This is a genomic window from Pseudonocardia xinjiangensis (genome assembly GCF_050948425.1).
Lineage (GTDB): Bacteria > Actinomycetota > Actinomycetes > Mycobacteriales > Pseudonocardiaceae > Pseudonocardia > Pseudonocardia xinjiangensis.
The window spans coordinates 3865088-3883766 of the sequence record NZ_CP192009.1 but is presented as its reverse complement, the minus strand read 5'-3'; the positions used below and the strand labels follow the sequence as shown (position 1 = coordinate 3883766).

18 protein-coding genes are annotated in these 18679 nt (G+C 73.2%); 11 read left to right on the top strand and 7 right to left on the bottom strand.

Annotated elements, in window-relative coordinates:
• Positions 1-33: 33 nt before the first annotated feature.
• Entirely contained in the window at positions 34-1251 is a 1218-nt protein-coding gene (locus ACQPZA_RS18260) for a GNAT family N-acetyltransferase (RefSeq protein ID WP_433282567.1), read from the top strand.
• A 16-nt stretch (positions 1252-1267) separates the two neighbouring features.
• Here the strand turns inward: ACQPZA_RS18260 and ACQPZA_RS18255 are convergent, their stop codons facing one another.
• A complete protein-coding gene (locus tag ACQPZA_RS18255) occupies positions 1268-2233 on the bottom strand; it encodes a 5'-3' exonuclease (RefSeq protein ID WP_433282565.1) in 966 nt (321 codons plus the stop codon).
• Between the two features lie 33 nt (positions 2234-2266).
• Here ACQPZA_RS18255 and ACQPZA_RS18250 point away from each other — a divergent pair, with 33 nt between their 5' ends.
• Entirely contained in the window at positions 2267-3394 is a 1128-nt protein-coding gene (locus ACQPZA_RS18250) for a M24 family metallopeptidase (protein WP_169398335.1), read from the top strand.
• Between the two features lie 48 nt (positions 3395-3442).
• Here the strand turns inward: ACQPZA_RS18250 and ACQPZA_RS18245 are convergent, their stop codons facing one another.
• The gene (locus ACQPZA_RS18245) at positions 3443-4507 is read right to left on the bottom strand and encodes a GDSL-type esterase/lipase family protein (protein ID WP_433282562.1); all 1065 of its coding nucleotides are present in this window, start codon (positions 4505-4507) and stop codon (positions 3443-3445) included.
• 245 nt (positions 4508-4752) lie between these two features.
• On the opposite strand from ACQPZA_RS18245, the gene ACQPZA_RS18240 reads away from it, so the two are divergent.
• The 6 genes from ACQPZA_RS18240 (at position 4753) to ACQPZA_RS18215 (ending at position 10426) form a co-directional block, all read left to right on the top strand.
• Positions 4753-4941, top strand: a complete 189-nt coding sequence (locus tag ACQPZA_RS18240; protein ID WP_169398336.1) for a PspC domain-containing protein — start codon at positions 4753-4755, stop codon at positions 4939-4941.
• 21 nt (positions 4942-4962) lie between these two features.
• Positions 4963-6528 (top strand): amidohydrolase, encoded by a 1566-nt coding sequence (locus tag ACQPZA_RS18235; RefSeq protein ID WP_433282559.1) that lies wholly within the window; start codon positions 4963-4965, stop codon positions 6526-6528.
• A gap of 137 nt (positions 6529-6665) precedes the next feature.
• Positions 6666-7466 (top strand): PIG-L family deacetylase, encoded by an 801-nt coding sequence (locus ACQPZA_RS18230; RefSeq protein ID WP_433282557.1) that lies wholly within the window; start codon positions 6666-6668, stop codon positions 7464-7466.
• Positions 7467-7543: 77 nt separating this feature from the next.
• Positions 7544-9169 (top strand): apolipoprotein N-acyltransferase, encoded by a 1626-nt coding sequence (gene lnt, locus ACQPZA_RS18225; protein ID WP_433282555.1) that lies wholly within the window; start codon positions 7544-7546, stop codon positions 9167-9169.
• Positions 9162-9932 (top strand): polyprenol monophosphomannose synthase, encoded by a 771-nt coding sequence (locus ACQPZA_RS18220; RefSeq protein WP_169395736.1) that lies wholly within the window; start codon positions 9162-9164, stop codon positions 9930-9932. The genes lnt and ACQPZA_RS18220 overlap by 8 nt, the downstream gene beginning before the upstream one ends.
• Complete coding sequence (locus tag ACQPZA_RS18215; protein WP_433282553.1) at positions 9929-10426, top strand: phosphoribosyltransferase; 498 nt, start codon at positions 9929-9931, stop codon at positions 10424-10426. The genes ACQPZA_RS18220 and ACQPZA_RS18215 overlap by 4 nt, the downstream gene beginning before the upstream one ends.
• 61 nt (positions 10427-10487) lie before the next feature.
• Here the strand turns inward: ACQPZA_RS18215 and ACQPZA_RS18210 are convergent, their stop codons facing one another.
• The 4 genes from ACQPZA_RS18210 to ligD all read right to left on the bottom strand — a co-directional run bounded on the left by ACQPZA_RS18210 (position 10488) and on the right by ligD (position 15190).
• Complete coding sequence (locus ACQPZA_RS18210; RefSeq protein ID WP_169395738.1) at positions 10488-10832, bottom strand: RNA polymerase-binding protein RbpA; 345 nt, start codon at positions 10830-10832, stop codon at positions 10488-10490.
• Between the two features lie 298 nt (positions 10833-11130).
• A complete protein-coding gene (locus tag ACQPZA_RS18205) occupies positions 11131-12438 on the bottom strand; it encodes an MFS transporter (RefSeq protein WP_433282551.1) in 1308 nt (435 codons plus the stop codon).
• Positions 12435-13232 carry a glycerophosphodiester phosphodiesterase family protein gene (locus ACQPZA_RS18200; protein WP_433282549.1) on the bottom strand — a complete coding sequence of 266 codons (798 nt, stop codon included), beginning with the start codon at positions 13230-13232 and terminating at the stop codon, positions 12435-12437. The genes ACQPZA_RS18205 and ACQPZA_RS18200 overlap by 4 nt, the downstream gene beginning before the upstream one ends.
• 26 nt (positions 13233-13258) lie before the next feature.
• A complete protein-coding gene (ligD, locus tag ACQPZA_RS18195; protein WP_433282547.1) occupies positions 13259-15190 on the bottom strand; it encodes a non-homologous end-joining DNA ligase in 1932 nt (643 codons plus the stop codon).
• A gap of 90 nt (positions 15191-15280) precedes the next feature.
• Between ligD and ACQPZA_RS18190 the strand changes: the two genes are divergently transcribed.
• The 3 genes from ACQPZA_RS18190 to ACQPZA_RS18180 all read left to right on the top strand — a co-directional run bounded on the left by ACQPZA_RS18190 (position 15281) and on the right by ACQPZA_RS18180 (position 17182).
• On the top strand, positions 15281-15484 hold the full coding sequence (locus tag ACQPZA_RS18190; RefSeq protein ID WP_344017076.1) for a (2Fe-2S)-binding protein: 204 nt from the start codon (positions 15281-15283) through the stop codon (positions 15482-15484).
• A gap of 81 nt (positions 15485-15565) precedes the next feature.
• Entirely contained in the window at positions 15566-16051 is a 486-nt protein-coding gene (bfr, locus tag ACQPZA_RS18185) for a bacterioferritin (protein WP_169395743.1), read from the top strand.
• Positions 16052-16186: 135 nt separating this feature from the next.
• Positions 16187-17182, top strand: coding sequence for a LacI family DNA-binding transcriptional regulator (locus ACQPZA_RS18180; protein ID WP_169395744.1), 996 nt, complete (start codon positions 16187-16189; stop codon positions 17180-17182).
• 13 nt (positions 17183-17195) lie between these two features.
• On the opposite strand, the gene ACQPZA_RS18175 is transcribed toward ACQPZA_RS18180, so the two are convergent.
• Complete coding sequence (locus ACQPZA_RS18175) at positions 17196-18542, bottom strand: Gfo/Idh/MocA family protein (RefSeq protein ID WP_433282544.1); 1347 nt, start codon at positions 18540-18542, stop codon at positions 17196-17198.
• Positions 18543-18679 lie beyond the last annotated feature (137 nt).

The following is an 18679-nucleotide window of genomic DNA, read 5'->3' as shown; positions in this document are numbered from 1 at the left end:
GACGGCGGGGCGGATCGGGCACCATCACATCCCGTGACCCACGACGTCCGCTTCCTGGAAACCGATCAGGTGCGCTCGGCGCACAACCTCTTCGCCGCCACCATCCACCGGGGCCCGATGGAGGACGAGCGGTGGCCCCGGGTCGCCCGGTCCTACAGCCCCGGCCGCACGATCGGGGTCCACCACGGCAGCACGCTGGTCGCCACGGCGATGTCGTTCCCCAGCGAGCTCGTGGTGCCCGGCGGTGCCGTGCTCCCGATGGCGGCGGTCACGCGGGTCGGCGTGCGGCCCGACCACACCCGCCGCGGCCTGCTGTCGGCGATGATGCGGACGCTGCTCGACGACGTGGCGGCTCGTGGTGAACCGGTGGCGACCCTGCGCGCCAGCGAGGCTCGGATCTACGGGCGGTTCGGCTACGGCGTGGCCACCCGGGGGCGGGACGTGACGGTGCGGGTCACGCGTCCGGCGTGGCGCCCCGGTGCGCCCCAGGGCGGGTCGGTGCGGCTGCTCGACCGCGACGAGATCCTCCCGGCGCTGCAGAAGGTGCACGAGGCCGTCGCGCTCACCCGTACCGGGAGCATGACCAGACGCGACAGCTGGTGGTGGAGCTCGATCGGGCGCCGGGTCGAGGACCGCGAACCCGTCATCGCAGCCGTGCACACCGGCGACCACGGCGACGACGGCTTCGCGGTGGCGTTCCGCGGGGAGTCCCACAGCTTCGCCGAGCAGACGCTGGAGCTGGTGGACCTGCACGCCGCGGACGTGGAGGCGACGGCCGGGCTCTGGCGCTTCCTGCTCGGCGTCGACCTGGTCGGCTCCGTGCAGGCCGACCTGCGGCCGCTCGACGAGCCCCTCGAGCTGTTGCTGGCCGACCCGCGCGCCTGCGTCGTCACCGGCCACCACGACGAGACCTGGCTGCGGCTCGTGGACGTGCCCGCGGCGCTCGCGGCCCGGTCCTACGGCGTCGCCGACCCGGTGCTGATCGCCGTGCACGACCCGCTGCTGGAGAAGAACGCCGGCGTCTACCGGATCGCGGGCGCCACCGCGGAACGTGTCGGGCCGCTCGGCGGACCGGTCACCCCGCAGCTGGAGTGCGACGTCGCGGCACTGGCGATGGCCTACCTCGGGGACCGCACCCCCTCGGAGCTCGTCGCCACCGGCTGGTGGCAGGCACCCGACCAGGCCGCCGTCCCGCACGCCGACGCCGCGTTCGCCACCTCCGCGTCGCCGTGGTGCGGCACCTACTTCTGAGGAGGAGGACCCGCCCTCAGGCGTTCTTCGCCAGCGCGGCGCAGAGCCGGTCCACCGAGCTCCCCACGCCCCAGCGCTCGGCCAGCGCGGTCAGGCGGTCCGGGTCGGCGGGCGAGCGGGGCAGCGTGTCGGGCCGGTCGAGCTGCACCGGGGCGTCCAGCGCCACCCGCACCACGGGCTCCACCACGGCGAGGTACGGCGCCGCGGCCGCAAGCTTGGCGCGCACGGGCGGCGCCAGCCGCGTGTCCGCCCGGTCGGTGACGGCGGCGCGCAGCTCGGCCCACGAGCCGAAGCGGCCCACGAGGGTGGCCGCCGTCTTCGCCCCGACCCCGGGGACCCCCGGCAGCCCGTCGGAAGGATCACCCCGCAGCATCGCCATCTCGGCGTAGGCATCACCCGCCCGGTCGGCAGGCACCCCGTACTTCGCGGCCACCTCCCCGGGCCCCAGGTGCTCCGCCTTCGCCAGGCCGCGGCCGACGTACAGCAGCCGGACCGGGACGGGCTCGTCGCGCACGATCTGCATGAGGTCCCGGTCACCGCTCACCGCCAGCACCGGGTCCTTCCGCTCACCCGCGGCGAGCGTGCCGATCACGTCGTCGGCCTCGTAGCCCTCGGCGCCCGCGGTGGCGATTCCGACCGCGGCGAGCACCTCGAGCAGGACCGGGACCTGTGGCGCGAGGGTGTCGGGCACCTCCTCCGGCATCCCGGCGGGGGCCACCTCGGGCTCGCCGGGCACCCGGTGCGCCTTGTAGGACGGCAACGCCTCCACGCGGAACGCGGGGCGCCAGTCCAGGTCGAGGCACGCGACGAGCCGGGTGGGCCGCCGCTCGGTGACCAGCCGCGCGACCATGTCGGTGAACCCGCGCACGGCGTTGATCGGGATCCCGTCCGGCGAGGTGATGGACTCGGGCACGCCGTAGTAGGCCCGGAAGTACAGGCTCGCGGCATCCAGCAGCATCAAGGAGGGCGCAGGCGCGGTCACGCTGGCACAGCATGCCGGAATACGCTGCTCACCATGACACCGGCCGTTCCGATCGCGCTGCTCGCCGACCGCATCCGCCGCGCCGGGGAGATGGCGGCGACCCACGACACCGACCTGCTGCTCGTCACACCGGGCACCGATCTGCGTTACCTGATCGGTGCCGACGGGGAGTCCCACGAGCGTCTGACCTGCCTCGTTCTGCCTGCCGCCGGCCATCGCGCGCCCCCCGCGCTGGTCGTCCCGCGGCTCGAAGCGCCGGGCTACGCCGGGCTGCCGCTCGACGAGCTGGGTGTGGAGATCGTCACCTGGGTGGACGGCGACGACCCCTACCTCCTGGTCAGTGACCTCGCAGGCGGCCCGAGACGGGTCGGCGTGGTCGACTCGATGCCCGCCGCCCACGTCTTCGGCCTGCGTGACGCGTTCCCGGAGGTGACCCAGGAGCTCGCCGGGCCGGTGCTGCGGGAGCTGCGGATGCGCAAGGACACGGCCGAGGTGGCCGAGCTGCGCGCGGCAGGGGCCGCGATCGACCGGGTGCACGCCCGGATGGCCGAGTTCCTCAAGCCGGGCCGCACCGAGGAGCAGGTGGCCGCCGACATCGCCGCGGCGATCGTCGACGAGGGGCACACGACGGCGGCCTTCGTGATCGTCGGTTCCGGGCCGAACGGGGCCAGCCCGCACCACGACGTGTCCGACCGCGTGATCGAGGACGGGGACGTCGTCGTGATCGACATCGGCGGCCCGCTGCCCAGCGGCTACAACTCCGACTGCACGCGCACGTACGCCGTGGGCAGCGCCCCCGCGGCATCGGTGCAGGAGGCCTACGCCGTGCTCCAGGACGCCCAGGAGCGGGCTGTGGCCGCCGCCCGGCCGGGCGCCACCGCCGAGCAGGTGGACGCCGCCGCCCGGCAGCCGATCACGGCGGCGGGGCTGGGCGAACGGTTCCTGCACCGCACCGGGCACGGCATCGGCCTCGACGTGCACGAGGAGCCCTACATCGTGGGGGGCAACGCGCTGCCGCTGGAGCCGGGGATGGCGTTCAGCGTGGAGCCGGGGGTCTACCTCGACGGCGAGTGGGGCGCCCGCATCGAGGACATCGTGGTGCTCACCGACGACGGCTGCGAGCGGCTCAACACCCGGCCCCGCGACCTCGTGGTGCTCTGACCCGCTCCGCGGCCCCTCCGACAGCTCCGGCCGGACCCGGCCGGCCGCTCAGGCTCCTGGAGCGGCGGCCGGCGGGGCGGGCGCCAGACGGTCGCGGCCGTCGGGACCCGCGACACACGAGGCCGTGACGGCACCGGCGCGCACGAAGTCGCCGAGGCAGCGCCCCATCTCCGCATGCGCCGCCGCCGTGGGGTGGAACGACTCCTGGGCGAGATGGAACCCGATCGCGTCGAGACCGCCGTGGACCAGCGCCTCCGGGTCGACGGTGATCCGGCGCTGCCACTCCTCGCTGTACAGGGCGTGGCTGCAGGCCTCGCGGCCCTCGGTGGCGCGCACCATGTCGAGGAACCGGGCGCCCGTGCGCTCCGCGACGCCGGCGATGGTGGCCGACAGTGCGGGGAACAGGACCGTGCGGCCCCAGCCCGCGTCCGCCCGGCTGTAGGGACAGCCCTGCGCGGCCTGCACCGGCACCATCCGGTCGGTCACCGGCGCGGCGTAGGACACGAGCACGAGCTCGTAGCCGCTGTCGGTGTAGCCGGCCCGCCGCATGGCCTCCCGCACGTCACGCACGGCCCCCTCGACCTTCGCGCCGGTGGCTGCCATCCGCTCGGGCACCTGGGGCCCGATGGTGTCGCGGCACGGCGGCTGCCGGGGGTCGACGAACGCCCGGATGCAGGCGATGCCGGTGGCCGTGAGCGCCGCGTCGTCGTTGGCCCCGACCTGGAGCACGACCGTGGTGACCCGGTAGCGGCCCGCGACCTCGCCGAGCCGCTGCGCCTGCGAACCCTCGGTGTTGTGGGTGCCGCCGAAGGCCACCGCCGCGGAGTCGGCGCCCGAGCAGGCCAGGTTGATCGACTCCCCGGGCAGGCCGGTGCGGTGGACGTAGGCGTGGACCGAGCGATGGCACCAGTCGCCTCCCTCGCCACGGGTGCCCGCCTCGTAGTCGCCCGCCCCGTCGCCCGACGCGGCGCTGTCGCCCAGCGCGACCACCGCTGTGGGCCGCGTGTCGGCCGCCGCGGACGGTGCCGGCCCCAACAGCGCCGCGACGACGAGGAGGGCGACCGCACTCGCCGCGGGGAGCGCCGGGACCGGGTGACGCAGGAAGCGGATCACGTGAACGACGCTAGGTCGCGGGATGCGCCCCGGCCAGAGCGTTCCCCGGTCGTGTGGACAACTCGCGGCCGTCCGCCCGGACGGCCTACCCGCCGCCTCACACTGGGCGAATGCCGTCCGCCTTACGGGGGTACCTCCGGGAAAACTCAGGGCCGTCTCCGGGCAGTCACCGAGTCCGACACCTCCGCCCCGGCGGAGACTTGATCAGGAGCGGCGAGATTCGCCGCACCTGGAAGGAGCCACTCGTGGCATCGACCCTGACCCGACCGCGGCATGGGAAGGTCATCGCCGGCGTCTGTGCCGGACTCGCCGAGCGCTTCGGCTGGAGCCCGTTCACCGTCCGGCTGCTGTTCCTGCTGTCGTGCCTGCTGCCCGGTCCGCAGTTCGTGGCCTACATCGTGCTGTGGGTGATCATGCCCAAGCGTCCGTACTGATCCGTGCGGTAGACAGAGCGGGTGACCCGCACCCTGCTGCTCGGCGCTCGGGTCCTGGACCCCGGCGGCGCGGCCGACGCCGCCGAGGCCGTGGAGATCAGTGCCGACCGGATCAGCTTCGTCGGTACCGCGGCGCAGGCCCGGGAACGGCTGCGCGGCGGTGACGGCGACGTCCTCGTGCTCGATCTCGACGGGGCCGTCGTCACCCCGGCGTTCGTCGACGCCCACGTGCACGCCACGGCCACCGGCCTGCTGGTCGACGGCGTCGACCTCACCGGCTGCCCGTCGCCCGGTGCACTGCTCGACGCGGTCGCCGGCCGGGCCGCGGCCCGGCCGGGGGCACTGGTCTGGGGCCACGGCTGGCAGGACCAGCACTGGTCGGAACCGCTGCCGTCGCGGGCGGAGCTCGACCGCGCCGCGGGCGGCTCCCCGGTGTACCTGAGCCGGGTCGACGTGCACTCCGCGCTCGTGTCGTCCGCGCTGCTCGACCGGGCTCCGGGCGCGGCCGGGGCGGCGGGGTGGTCCGACGGCCCGCTGTCGGCCGAGGCGCACCACCACGCCCGCCGGGCGGCGCTGGCCGCGGTGGAGAGCACCGGGCGCGCCGCTGCGCAGGCCGCCTTCCTCGCCGCGGCCGCCGCCCGCGGGGTCGCCGTGGTCCACGAGTGCGCGGGCCCGGACATCTCGTCGGTCGACGACCTCGCCGAGCTGCTCCGGCAGCCGGGACCCGAGGTGGTCGCGTACTGGGGCGAGGCGGTGGCCACGGCGGAGCAGGCGCGGGAGCTGCTCGCGGCCACCGGGGCCCGTGGCCTGGCGGGTGACCTGTTCGTCGACGGCTCGATCGGCTCCCGCACCGCCGCGCTGAGAGCGCCCTACGCCGATGCGGACGGCGGCACCGGCACCCGCTACCTCGACGCCGACGCGGTGGGCGCCCACGTGGCGGCCTGCACGGTCGCGGGGGTGCAGGCGGGCTTCCACGTCATCGGGGACGCCGCCACCGACGCGCTGCTGGCCGGCCTCGACGTCGCGGCCGCGCTCACCTCGACCGACGCGGTGCGGGCCGCCGTCCACCGCGTGGAGCACCTCGAGATGGTGGAGCCCGCCCAGGCCGCCCGGCTGGCCGAGCTGGGGGTCGTGGCCAGCGTGCAGCCCGCATTCGACGCCTGCTGGGGCGGCCCCACCGGGATGTACGCCGACCGGCTCGGGGCTGGCCGGGCGGCGGGGATGAACCCCTTCGCGGCGCTGCGCGACGCCGGGGTCGTGCTCGCTCTCGGTTCGGACACCCCGGTCACCCCGCTCGACCCGTGGGCGGGCGTGCACGCCGCGGTCCATCACCGCACCGCCGGGTCGGGGCTGCGGTGGCACGAGGCCGTGGCCGCACACACCGCAGGCGGGTACCGGGCCGCGGGCGACCGCTCCGCACTGGCCGGTCGGCTGGCGCCGGGCGCGCCGGCGTCCTATGCCGTGTGGGACGGCCCTGCATTCGAGGACGGCCCTGCATTCCGGTACCCGGCGCGCTGCCTGCGCACCGCCCACCGGGGGGTGGTGCTGCACGACGCCCTCCCGGGTGTGGGAGCATTCGCGCCATGACGGACCGGACGGGCCTCGCGGGTGTGTCCCGCTGCTGTCCGGGGTGCTGTCGCTGTTGTCGCTGTCGCAGCTGACGTTTCACCCGGCTCCCGTCCACCCGGCCGCCTCCGCGGCCCGCACAGTCTGTGATCACAACCGTGACCGCATCTTCCGATCTGCGTGGGCACACCGTCCTCGTGCTGCACGCCCATCCCGACGACGAGGCGATCTTCACCGGCATCACGCTGCGCCGCCTGGCCGATGCGGGTGCCCGCACCGTTCTCGTCGTCGCCACCGCCGGTGAGCTCGGGGAGTCGCGCCTGCCGCTGCGCCCCGGTGAGACCATCCCCGAGCGGCGCCTCGCGGAGCTCGAGGAGGCCGCCGAGCTGCTCGGGGTGTCCCGGCTGGTGCTGCTCGGCAGGCGCGACTCGGGCCTGCCGGGCTGGCCTGCCGCGGAGCACGCGCGGGCGCTCACCGCCGCCGACCCGCTGCAGCTGGCCCGTCAGGTCGCCGAGATCGCCGACGACGAGGGCGCCGGCACGATCGTCCACGACGACGAGCACGGCATCTACGGCCATCCCGACCATCGTGCGGCGTTCCGGATCGGGACCACGGCGGCCGAGCTCGTGGGGGCCACGGGCTACCGGGTGACCGTCGACCGCGAGCATCTGCACGTCGCGGCCCGGGACGGCCACCTGGTGCACGGCGCCGCCCGGGCCGCGGCGGTGCCGTTCGGCCGGGTCACCGCGGAGATCGGGCTCGCCGTGTCGGGCTCTGCCGAGCACCTGGCGTGCAAGCGGGCGGCGATGGTCGCCCACGAGTCGCAGATCGATCCCGCGGACGTACCGGCTGAGGACTTCGCGAACGCCTACGGCTTCGAGTGGTACCGCCGCAGCGGTGGGCCCGGCCTGCTCGACGCGCTGGGCAACGTGCACCTGCTCGCCCGTGTGCCGGTCTGACCGGTTCGACGAGGGCTCCCGGGCGCCCGATCCCCGCTGATCACGGTGCCCACACAGGCGCGCCGTACGCTCCTTCCGTGGCCGTACCCACCGCCAGCCCCGTCGCGTCCGAGCCGGGCCCGCCCCCCGCGCCCGGCGGGCCTCGCCGTCCGTGGCCCGCGCTCGCTCTCCGGTTCGTCGCCGCGGGCGGGGGCGGCCTGCTGCTCTACGCCAGCTTCCCGCCCCGGACCCTGTGGTGGCTGGCGCTGCCGGCGTTCGCGCTGCTGGGAGCGGCGCTGCACGGCCGGGGCATCCGCGCGGGGTTCGGGTGGGGCTTCGTGTTCGCGCTCGGGTTCCTGTTGCCGCTGCTCACCTGGATCGGCACGCTCGTCGGACCGCTGCCCTGGGTGGCGCTGTGCGTGTTCGAGGCGCTCTTCATCGGGCTGGCCGGGTCCGGGATGGCGCTGGTGTCCCGGCTGCCCGCTGCGCCGCTCTGGGCGGCAGCGGTGTGGATCGGCGGCGAGGCGCTGCGGGCCAGGGTGCCGTTCGGCGGGATGCCGTGGGGGAAGGTCGGGTTCGGGCAGCCCGACGGGCCGCTGCTGCCGCTGGCCGCGATCGGCGGGGAGCCGTTGCTGGCCTTCGCCACCGCGCTGGCGGGGCTGGCGCTCGGCGAGCTGGTGCGCAGGCTCGTCCTGCGCCGCGGGGAGCTGCGCCGCTCGCCCGGTGAACTCGTCGGGCCCGCCGCGATCGTCGTGCTCACGCTCGTGGCCGGCCCGCTGGCCGCGCTGGTGCCCGTCACTCCCGGGGCACCGGACCGGACGGTCACGATCGCGGCCATCCAGGGGAACGTGCCCCGCCTCGGCCTGGACTTCAACTCCCAGCGGCGCGCCGTGCTCGACAACCACGTCAAGGTCACCGAGCAGCTCGCCGCCGACGTCGCGGCCGGCCGGAAGCCGCAGCCCGATCTGGTGATCTGGCCGGAGAACTCCAGCGACATCGACCCCCTGCAGAACCCCGACGCGGCCGCCCAGATCGACAGGGCCGCCGCCGCCATCAAGGCCCCGATCCTGGTCGGCGCGGTTCTGCGCAACCCGGACGGGGTCACCACCAGCAACTCCGCGCTCGTGTGGCAGGCCGGCGTCGGGGTGGTCGAGCGCAACGACAAGCGCAAGGTGCAGCCCTTCGGCGAGTACATCCCGTGGCGCAACTTCTGGCGGCACTTCTCGTCCTACGTCGACCGGGCCGGGAACTTCGTGCCGGGCGACGGGCCGGGGGCGGTCGACATGGCGGGCGTGCGCGTCGGCGTCGCGATCTGCTGGGAGATCGCGTTCGACGACCTGGTGGACGACAGCGTCGACGCCGGCGCCACCGTGCTCGCCGTGCCGAGCAACAACGCCACCTTCGGGCTGACGGAGATGACCTACCAACAGCTGGCGATCTCGCGGATCCGGGCCGTGGAGCACGACCGTCCGGTGATCGTGGCCACCACGAGCGGGGTGAGCGCCACGATCGCTCCCGACGGCACCGTCACGGCCAGCACCCGGCAGTTCACCCCCGACGTACTGGTCGATCGAACCACTCTCAAGGACACCACTACGCTGGCTACTCGATTGCGGGCCGTACCCGAGTGGGTCCTGGTCGCGTTGGGAGTGGTGGCGGTCGGTGTCGGGTTCGTGACTCGGCGTCGAGCGGGCACGCGTGCGGGGAAGGACGAGAATGGCTGAGCCGACGGTTCCGGTGCTGGTGGTGATCCCGACCTACGAGGAGCGGGACAACCTGGAGCCGGTGCTGTCGCGGCTCCACGCCGCCGTGCCGACGGCCCACGTCCTCGTGGTGGACGACGCGAGCCCGGACGGCACCGGTGAGCTCGCCGACAAGCTGGCCGCCGAGGACCCGCGGATCCGGGTGCTGCACCGCGAGGGCAAGGCCGGGCTGGGCGCCGCCTACCTCGCCGGGTTCGGCGTCGCGCTGCAGGGCGAGTACCAGGTGGTCGTCGAGATGGACGCCGACGGCTCGCACGCACCGGAGGATCTCCCGGCCCTGCTGGCGGCCCTGGACGACGCCGACGTGGTGCTGGGTTCGCGCTACGTCGCCGGTGGGGCGGTGTCCAACTGGCCGGCGCACCGGGAGTGGCTCTCCCGCGGGGGCAACCTGTACTCGCGCCTCGCGCTGGGCGTCTCGCTGCAGGACATCACCGGCGGGTACCGGGTGTTCCGTCGCCAGGTGCTGGAGGAGCTGGACCTCGACGAGGTGTCGTCGCAGGGCTACTGCTTCCAGGTCGACATGGCGTGGCGGGCGATGCAGGCCGGGTTCCGGGTGCGCGAGGTGCCCATCACCTTCACCGAACGCGAGCGCGGGGTGTCGAAGATGAGCGGCGCCATCGTGGCCGAGGCGTTCTGGCGTGTGACGTGCTGGGGGGCCAACCGGCTCCTGCACCGTTCCCCGGGGCGCGACGACGCGGTGAGCGACGGCGCGGTGCGGGCGTGAGTGATGCTCGTGAGGTGCTGAGCTGGGAGCGGTTCGGCACAGCCTCGCGGGAGCTGGCCGAGATGGTCGCGGCCGACGGCTACGAGCCCGACATCATCCTGTCGATCGCGCGGGGCGGGCTGTTCGTGGCGGGTGCGCTGGGCTACGCCCTCGACGTCAAGAACCTGCATCTGGCCAACGTCGAGTTCTACACGGGGGTGAACGAGCGGCTGCCCGTGCCGATCCTGCTGCCGCCGGTGCCCAACGTGGTGGACCTGTCCGGGTCGAACGTGCTCGTGGCCGACGACGTGGCCGACACCGGTGCCACCCTGAAGCTCGTGCGCGACTTCTGCGCCGGGCACGTGGCGGACGTGCGCTGCGCCGTGGTGTACGAGAAGCCGCAGAGCACGGTGTCGTGCGAGTACGTGTGGAAGCGCACCGACCGGTGGATCAACTTCCCGTGGTCGACGCAGCCCCCGGTGGTCCGGCGCGCGGCCGGGGCCGTCGGGCAGTAGCGGCACCGCACACGACGAAGCCGGGCCACCCGATGGGCGACCCGGCTTCGAGGACGTGCGGTCAGGCGATCTCGCGACGGCGCTCGGCCAGCAGTTCGAGGCGCTCGTTGAGCAGCACCTCCAGCTCGGCCACCGACCGGCGCTCGAGCAGCATGTCCCAGTGGGTGCGCGGAGGCTTGACCTTCTTCTGCTCGGGCTCGTTGCCGTCGACGAGCCTCGAGATGCTGCCGTGGAGTCGGCACTCCCACGTTGCCGGTGCCTCCGCGTCGTTGGCGAAGGGCACTTCGAAGTCGTGCCCCCGCGGGCACGCGTAGCGCATCGACTGCCGCGGTGCGAGGTCGTGGTTGCGGTCGGTCTCGTAGCTGACAGCCCCGAGCCGGCTGCCACGGAGCACGCGGTCGGCCATGCGTCATCCTCCCGTTCACGGCCCGAGGGAGCCTCCCTCAGGCATTTCCACCGGGTGTAACGTCTGCGGAGCAGCCGTCTGTTCCCGCCATCGGAGCGGTCTCCTCAGGTGTCGTTGTCGCATGACAGACACCAGACGTTTCGCGCCCCGACCGATGAGTGTCCCCGATAGCGGGCCGCTACACACGCAACTGTGACGTGTCAGCCAACTGTGACTTATGTCACCGGTGTTGACGAGGTGTTCACACGACGACCGGTTGCTCGTTACCGGAAGTCGTGCTGGCGCCCGTTCCGCCTGGTCAGACGGTGGTCGTGGCCGGCGGTCGCACCGGCCACAGCGCCAGCAGTCCGACCCCGAGCACCAGCAGGATGCCGACGATCCCGGCGCGGTCCGACCCGAACAGGTAGGTGAACAGACCCACCAGAGTGGGGGCGAGGAACGAGACCGCGCGCCCGGTGGTGGCGTAGAGACCGAAAAGCTGCCCCTCCTGGCCGGTCGGGGCGAGCCGGGCCAGGTAGGTGCGCGAGGACGACTGCGCGGGCCCGACGAACAGTGTGAGCAGCAGCCCGAAGATCCAGAACATCGTCGGACCCGACACGAACAGCAGGACGATGCCGACCGCCAGCATGCCCGCGAGCGAGCCCATGATCACGGCCTTCGGCCCGGTGCGGTCGTCGATCCGCCCGGCGGCCAGCGCGCCGACCGCGGAGACGACGTTGGCCGCGACGCCGAAGATGAGCACGTCGCCCGCCCCGATCCCGTAGACGGTGACGGCCAGCACCGCGCCGAAGGTGAAGATGGCGGCGAGGCCGTCGCGGAACAGGGCGCTCGCCGCGAGGAAGTACACGGTGTGCGGGCTGGTGCGGTAGAGGTCGCGCAGGTCGTGGAACAGGGCCCGGTAGGAGCCGATGATGCCCAGCCGGGGTGCCTGCTGCGTCCGCGCCGGCGACTCGGGCACGGCGAAGAACATCGGGATCGCGAACACGAGGAACCAGCCGGCCGCAACCAGTGCGACCAGGCGGATGTTGAAGCCGTTCTCGGTGGGGACGGCGAGGACGCCGCCGTCGCCGCTGATGAAGCCGATGTAGACGACCAGCAGCAGGACGATCCCGCCCAGGTAGCCCATCGACCAGCCGAACGCGGACACGCGTCCGATCGTCGACGGCGTGGAGACCTGCGTGAGCATCGCGTTGTAGGACACCGAGGCGAGCTCGAAGAAGATCGAGCCCAGCCCGAGGAGCAGCAGGCCCAGCCACAGGTAGTGGTAGTCGTCCTGGACGAGGAAGAGGGCGGCCACCGTGGCCACCGTCAGCGCCGTCCAGACCCCCACCGAGAGCTTGCGGTGCCCCGCGGTGTCGGCGCTGCGCCCGATCACCGGGGCCATCAGCGCGATGAGCAGGCCGGCCGCGCCGATCGAGTAGCCGAGCCAGCTGTTCGCGTTGACGTCGCCGGGCAGATCGGAGCCCACGGCGTCGGTGAGGTACACGGAGAAGACGAACGTCAGGATCACCGCGTTGTACGCCGAGGATCCCCAGTCCCACAGGCCCCAGGCCACGATCTGGCCCCGGGTGGCGGGTAGCGCGGGGGCGGGGGGAGTGGTGGTCATGACGCCTCCCAGACGCCTCGGGAGGCCAGGACGTCGCGCAGCAGGTCGGGCCGGTCGGAGAGCAGGCCGTCGACGCCCAGGTCGAGCAGCGCGGTCATCTCGGCCGGATCGTCCACCGTCCAGACATGGACCTCGCGCCCGCTGTCGTGCGCGGTGCGCAGAAGCGCGGCGTCCACCACGGTCAGCCCGCGGAAGCGAGGGGGCAGCTGCGCGAGGTTGCCCGTGACGGCCGGGGCGGGCAGCCACGACAGCGGTCGGGGCAGGTCGTCGAGCCAGGCGCGGGCGCGCAGCCCGAACGCCGAGACCTGGGCGAGCGAGGTGCACAACCGGGAACCGCCCATGCTCCTGGCTCGGGCCAGCCGCCCGTCGTGGTAGCTGCCGAGGCACACGCGGTGCCAGCTGTCGGTGCGGTCGAGCACGGCGAGGACCGGCCCGACGACCGCGTGGGACTTCAGCTCGACCGTGATCCGGGTGTCGGGCAGCTCGGTGAGCACCTGCTCGAGCAGCGGGATCGGTTCGCGGCCGTTGACCCGTACCCGGGTGATCGCCGACGCCGGCAGCGCGCCGATCGGCCCGACACCGTCGGTGGTGCGGTCCAGGGTGGGGTCGTGATGGACGACGGGCACGCCGTCCGCGCTCGCGTGCACGTCCATCTCGAGGTAGCTGAAACCCTCGTCGACGGCCCGGTGGAACGCGGCGAGCGTGTTCTCGCAACCCGCGAGCTCGCCCGTGTGCCAGCCGCGGTGCGCATACGCCCGGGGGTACGGGCCGTCGAGGTAGGGGTGGCGATCCACGCGAGGAGCCTGCCAGTCGTGGTCGATCACCCGCGACGGGGCAGGCGTTGCCGCGAGGTGAACAGCGGCGCGAGCAGGTCGCCGTGCTCGGCGATGCGCGCGGGCAGGTCGTCGGCGGTGAACACGAGGTCCTCAGTACGTCGGCAGGCGCGCACCTCCTCCCAGGTCACGGGGGTCGCGACGGTGGGACGGGCCCGGCCGCGCAGCGAGTAGCTCGCGATCGTGGTCTTGTGGGGGTTGTTCTGACTCCAGTCGACGAACACCTTGCCGCGGCGACGGGCCTTGGCCATCACGTCGGTGACCCGGCCGGGGGTCTCCCGGGCGAGCTCCTCGGCGAGTGCCTTGGCGAACTCCGAGGTCTGCTCCGCCCGGGTGACCGTGACCGGCAGGTACAGCTGCATCCCCTTGCCCCCGCTGGTGCGGGGGTAGGCCACGAGGTCGTCGGCGGCCAGCCGGTCGGCGATGCGTTCCGCGACCCGCGCGCAGTCGACCACGGTGGTGCCCTCGCCCGGGTCGAGGTCGAACACGACCAGGTCCGGGGGCTGGTGCCCGCCGCGCGGACCGAGCCGCCACTGCGGGACGTGCAGTTCGAGCGCGGCGAGGTTCGCCGCCCACGCCAGCCCCTCGGCGTCGTCGATCAGCGGGAAGTCGGCCTTCTCCGAGCGGCCGCCCGGGGTGCCGACCCGCGCCGTGCGGATCCACTCCGGCGCGTGGCGCGACACGTTCTTCTCGAAGAACGACGGCTTCTCCACCCCGTCCGGCCAGCGCACGAGCGTGACCGCCCGGTCGCGGAGGTGCGGGAGCATCACGTCGGCGACGGCCAGGTAGTGGGCCAGTACGTCGGCCTTGGTGGTGCCGGTGAGTGGATAGAGCACCTTCTGCGGGTTGGTGAGCCTCGCCCGTCCCACCCGGGTGACCCCGCCGTCGGGGCGTGGCTGGCGGCGCGTTCGCGCGGGTTCGGGCCCCGTGCTCACCTCCAGCCAGTGCGCGCTGCGCCGCCCCGGCTCGTACGGGGAGCCGGCGTCCTTGGCCACCACCGACGGGAGGCCCTGCTGCGCGGCCGCGGCGACGACCTCCGCGCCCCCGCCGTGGAACACGGGCGCGAGCTTCCAGTGCGGCCCGTCGAGCGGGAGCCCTTCGAGCAGCGCCCGCCGCTCCTGGAACGGCAGTGGGCACGCGTCGTGCCCGTCGAGATGCAGCAGGTCGCCGATCCACAGCTCGGGCCGGTCCGTCGGCCCGGCCAGCTCGCCGTCGAGCAGCACCTGCGTGGCGCCCAGCGAGGGCCCCAGGTCACGCAGCCGCGGCACCGACAGCTCTGCGCCGTGCTCGTCGGTGATCGTGGCGCGACCGCCCTCGACGCGCACCAGCACGCGGCGCCCGCCGAACCCGACCTGCCACCACAGGTCGCGGTCGTCGCCGGCCCGGGGGAGCGGACCGGGCGTCGCGAGCATCGGCAGGACGTCCCGGGGGAGTGGCTCGCGCCCGGGGGCGGGGTCGGAGCGGCGCAGCAGCCAGTTGTCCTTCCCGCTGTCCCTTCCGCTGCCACGCTCGGTGCGGATGAACACGAACCGCCCGGTCGCCCGGTCGCCCCGCAGCCGGACGATGACCTCCCGCGGGTTCCACTTCTCGGTCTCGTACGTGCCGGCGTCCCAGATCGTCATCGCGCCGCCGCCGTACTCGCCTGCCGGGATCTCCCCGGAGAACTCCAGGTACTCGATCGGATGATCCTCGGTGCGCACCGCGAGCCGGACGGTGTCCGGGTCGGTGGGCAGGCCCTTCGGCACGGCCCAGGACGCGAGCACGCCGTCGCGTTCCAGGCGGACGTCCCAGTGCAACCGCCTGGCGTGGTGCTCCTGGATGACGAAGCGGTGGCCCGGACCGGGCTGCGGATCGCCGGCCGGCACCGGCTCCGGGGTGCGCCGTACGTCGCGTTTGCGGCGGTACTCGTGCAGCGACACAGCGTCAGATTAGGGCTTTCGCCCGCCATCGGATTGCCTCTTGCGCCGGTCGCCTCGGCGCTGCAAGCATAGCCTTACCTGAACGAAGGAGTGCCTGTGTACGTCTGCATCTGCGAGGCGGTACCCGACACTGTGATCCGGTCCTGCATCGCAAGCGGCGCTCGCAGCGTCGAGGACATCGGCGATGCATGCGGTGCCGGCACCGGGTGCGGGTCGTGCCACGATCACATCGACGTCTTCCTCGCCGCGGCACACGCTCCCTCGGAGCTGGCAGGTCTCCCCGTCTCCGCCTGACAGGCGTACTGAGGCTGTCCTGACCTGCACAAAGGCGGTACTGCGTTCGCCACGATCGGGGAGCGGAGCTACCGTCGCTGCATGCGTGGCGACCCCGAGATCATTGCTCTGCTCAACGACCAGCTCACCAGCGAGCTCACCGCGATCAACCAGTACTTCCTGCATGCGAAAATGCAGCAGAACTGGGGCCTCACCAAGCTCGCCGCCTACACGCGCGCTGAGTCCATCGACGAGATGCGGCATGCGGAGAAGATCACCGACCGCATCCTGTTCCTCGAGGGGCTGCCGAACTACCAGCGCCTGTCGACCCTGCGGATCGGCCAGACCGTGCGCGAGCAGCTCCAGTCCGACCTCGCGATCGAGCTCGAGGTGGTGGAGCGCCTGCGCCCGGGGATCACGATGTGCCGGGAGAAGCAGGACATCACCACGGCCAACATCTTCGAGGAGATCCTCGCCGACGAGGAGCACCACATCGACTACATCGAGACGAACCTCGAGCTGATGGACCGGCTCGGTGAGCAGCTCTACCTCGCCCAGCTCGTCGACCAGCCGCCCACCCCGGGCTGAGGTCCGGATTCCCGCACCTCCCGGACACCCGACCCCGACGCGACCACCCGACCGGCCGGTTCTGCTTGACAGTGTCTGAAACGGTTTGCAGAGTTGGTCAGCGATGACGGGAGCGGCCGTGGCGGCGACGATCTGATGGCGGTCACCATCCACCATGTGGCCCGGGCTGCCGAGGTCTCGGTGTCCACCGTGTCCCGGGCGTTCACCGTGCCCGAGATGGTGCACCCGCAGACGCGCCGGAAGGTGCTGCAGGTGGCCGAGGAGCTCGGCTACCAGCCCAACCGGGCCGCCCGCGGCCTCGTGACGGGCCGCACCGGCAACATCGGCGTCGTCGTCCCCGACGTCGCCAACCCGTTCTTCTCCGCCGTCCTCAAGGGCTGCGCGGCCAGGGCCCGGGAGGCGCGCCACGTCGTCTTCCTGGCCGACGCCGCCGAGGACCCGCGCGTCGAGGCCGAGGTCGTGGGGGCGATGGCCAAGCAGGTGGACGGCATCGTCCTGTGCTCGCCACGGGAGGACTCCGCGCAGCTCGACCGCCTGGTCGGGATCGCGCCGCTGGTGCTGCTCAACCGCGCCGACTCCGGCCTGCCCGCCGTGCTCATGGACAGCGCGGACGGCGTCCGGCAGGCGGTGGAGCACCTCGGCGCGCTCGGGCACCGGCGCATCGCGCACCTGTCCGGTCCGGCCTCCTCCTGGGCAGGCGAGCACCGGCTGCGCGGCCTGCGGGCGGCCGCCCCCGCCTGCGACGTCGAGGCCGTGGAGCTCGGGCCGTTCCCCCCGACGTTCCAGGGCGGCATCCAGGCCACCGACCTCGCACTCGCCCGCGGCGTCACGGCCGTGCTGGCCTTCAACGACCTCATGGCCATCGGCGTGCTGAACCGGCTCGCCGCCCGCGGGGTCTCCGTGCCGGAGGAGATGAGCGTGGTGGGGTTCGACGACATCGAGATGTCGTCGATGACCACCCAGCCCCTCACCACCGTGCGGATGCCGATGGAAGCAGCCGGGCGCACCGCCGTGGACCTGCTGCTCGACGAGCAGCAGCCCGGCCCGCAGCTGCAACGCTGGCTGCCCACCCAGCTGATCGTCCGCTCGACCACGGCACCGCGGATGCCGGTCCCGGTGGCCACGCGCTGATCGCGCCTGCCGGTCAGAGCGACAGGATGTCGTCCACCGCAACCGGCAGGCCGGTCTCGAAGGAGCGGTTGGCCGCGAGCCCGGTGAGCAGTGACAACGCCCCGTCTCGGTGGGTGGAGGCCCGTCCCAGCGGGTCGGCGGTGCGCTCGCCGCCGAAGATCTCGGCGAGCATCCGCGCGTCCCCGCCGCCGTGCCCCTCACCGGTGGCATCGGGCAGGTCCAGCTCCACCGGCTTCTCCCAGTGCCGCCGCAGCGTGAGCGTGGACGAGTGCTCCGGTGCTGCGGCCACCCCGTGCAGGGCCTCGCCCGGCGCTGTCCCGGCCGTGCCCGGGTCGACGAACGAGTTCTCCACGACGTCCAGTTCCAGACGGCCCTCACTGCCGTTGAACGCCACGTGGTAGCCCTCCCACGGCGAGTAGGCCGTGAGGTGGTAGCTCATCGTCGCGCCGCTGCGGTACCGCACCGCGACGGTCATGTCGTCCTCGATGGTGATGCCGGCCCCGAAGACGTTCTGGTCGCGGTGGTAGCCGTCCTCGTGCTCGGCGTCGAGGTAGAGCGCCTTGAGGGTGGGGGAGCCGGCCATGTCCAGGGCGAACGGGTCGCCGCTCGCCGAACCTGCAGCGTGGGCCCGTTCGTAGGGGCGGGCCAGGCCGCGGGCGGCGCCGTTGCCGGAGCCGTAGAAGAACAGCTTCCCGAACCCGAACACGACCTCGGGCGACGAGGCGATCCACCAGTTGACGAGGTCGAAGTGGTGGGTGGCCTTGTGCACCATGAGGCCGCCGGAGTTGGCCTTGTCCCGGTGCCAGCGGCGGAAGTAGTCGGCGCCGTGGCGGGTGTCGAGCAGCCACTCGAAGTGCACCGACCCGACCTCGCCGATCGCCCCGCCCGCGAGTACCTCCCGCACCTTGGCGTGCACGGGGTTGTAGCGGTAGTTGAAGGTGACGGTCACCGTGCGGCCCGTCTCGGCCTGGGCGGCGAGGATGCGCCGGCACCGCTGCGCGTCGGTGGTCATCGGCTTCTCGGTGACGACGTCGCAGCCGGCGTGCAGCGCCGCCACGATGTACTCGTCGTGGGTGCGGTCGATCGTGGTGACGATGACCGCGTCGACCCGCTCCCGTTCGAGCATCGCCACGAAGTCCTCGGGCCGGTAGGTCGGCACGGGCGCCTGCCCGAACTCCCGGACGGCGCGGTTGTGCACCTCCATGCGCGTGTGGTTCACATCGCAGAACGCGACGAGCTCGGCGTGGTCGGCGTGCGTGCTCGCGAGCGCGCGGACGAACATCTGCGCGCGGCTGCCGAGGCCGACGATCGCGTAGCGGGTGCGGGCGGGGGAGGAGGGCGTGGCTGCGCTGGTGCTCATGGAGCTCCTGCCGTCGGGTTCCGGTGGCCGGGTGCGGGAGTGCAAACGCTTGTAGCCGCTGCTCGGGTCGAGCGGCATCCCGTCCCTCGCGCGGTTCGCAGCGAGGCTTCCCAGATGGTGATGACGTCATGATGCAA

What these genes read in the sequence shown, in the direction of transcription:
- ACQPZA_RS18220 (WP_169395736.1), top strand. Translation starts at nt 9,162, where the DNA reads ATGGCTGAGCCGACGGTTCCGGTGCTGGTGGTGATCCCGACCTACGAG.
- ACQPZA_RS18250 (WP_169398335.1), top strand. Translation starts at nt 2,267, where the DNA reads ATGACACCGGCCGTTCCGATCGCGCTGCTCGCCGACCGCATCCGCCGC.
- ACQPZA_RS18175 (WP_433282544.1), bottom strand. Translation starts at nt 18,542, where the DNA reads ATGAGCACCAGCGCAGCCACGCCCTCCTCCCCCGCCCGCACCCGCTAC.
- ACQPZA_RS18180 (WP_169395744.1), top strand. Translation starts at nt 16,187, where the DNA reads ATGGCGGTCACCATCCACCATGTGGCCCGGGCTGCCGAGGTCTCGGTG.
- ACQPZA_RS18210 (WP_169395738.1), bottom strand. Translation starts at nt 10,832, where the DNA reads ATGGCCGACCGCGTGCTCCGTGGCAGCCGGCTCGGGGCTGTCAGCTAC.
- ACQPZA_RS18205 (WP_433282551.1), bottom strand. Translation starts at nt 12,438, where the DNA reads ATGACCACCACTCCCCCCGCCCCCGCGCTACCCGCCACCCGGGGCCAG.
- bfr (WP_169395743.1), top strand. Translation starts at nt 15,566, where the DNA reads ATGCGTGGCGACCCCGAGATCATTGCTCTGCTCAACGACCAGCTCACC.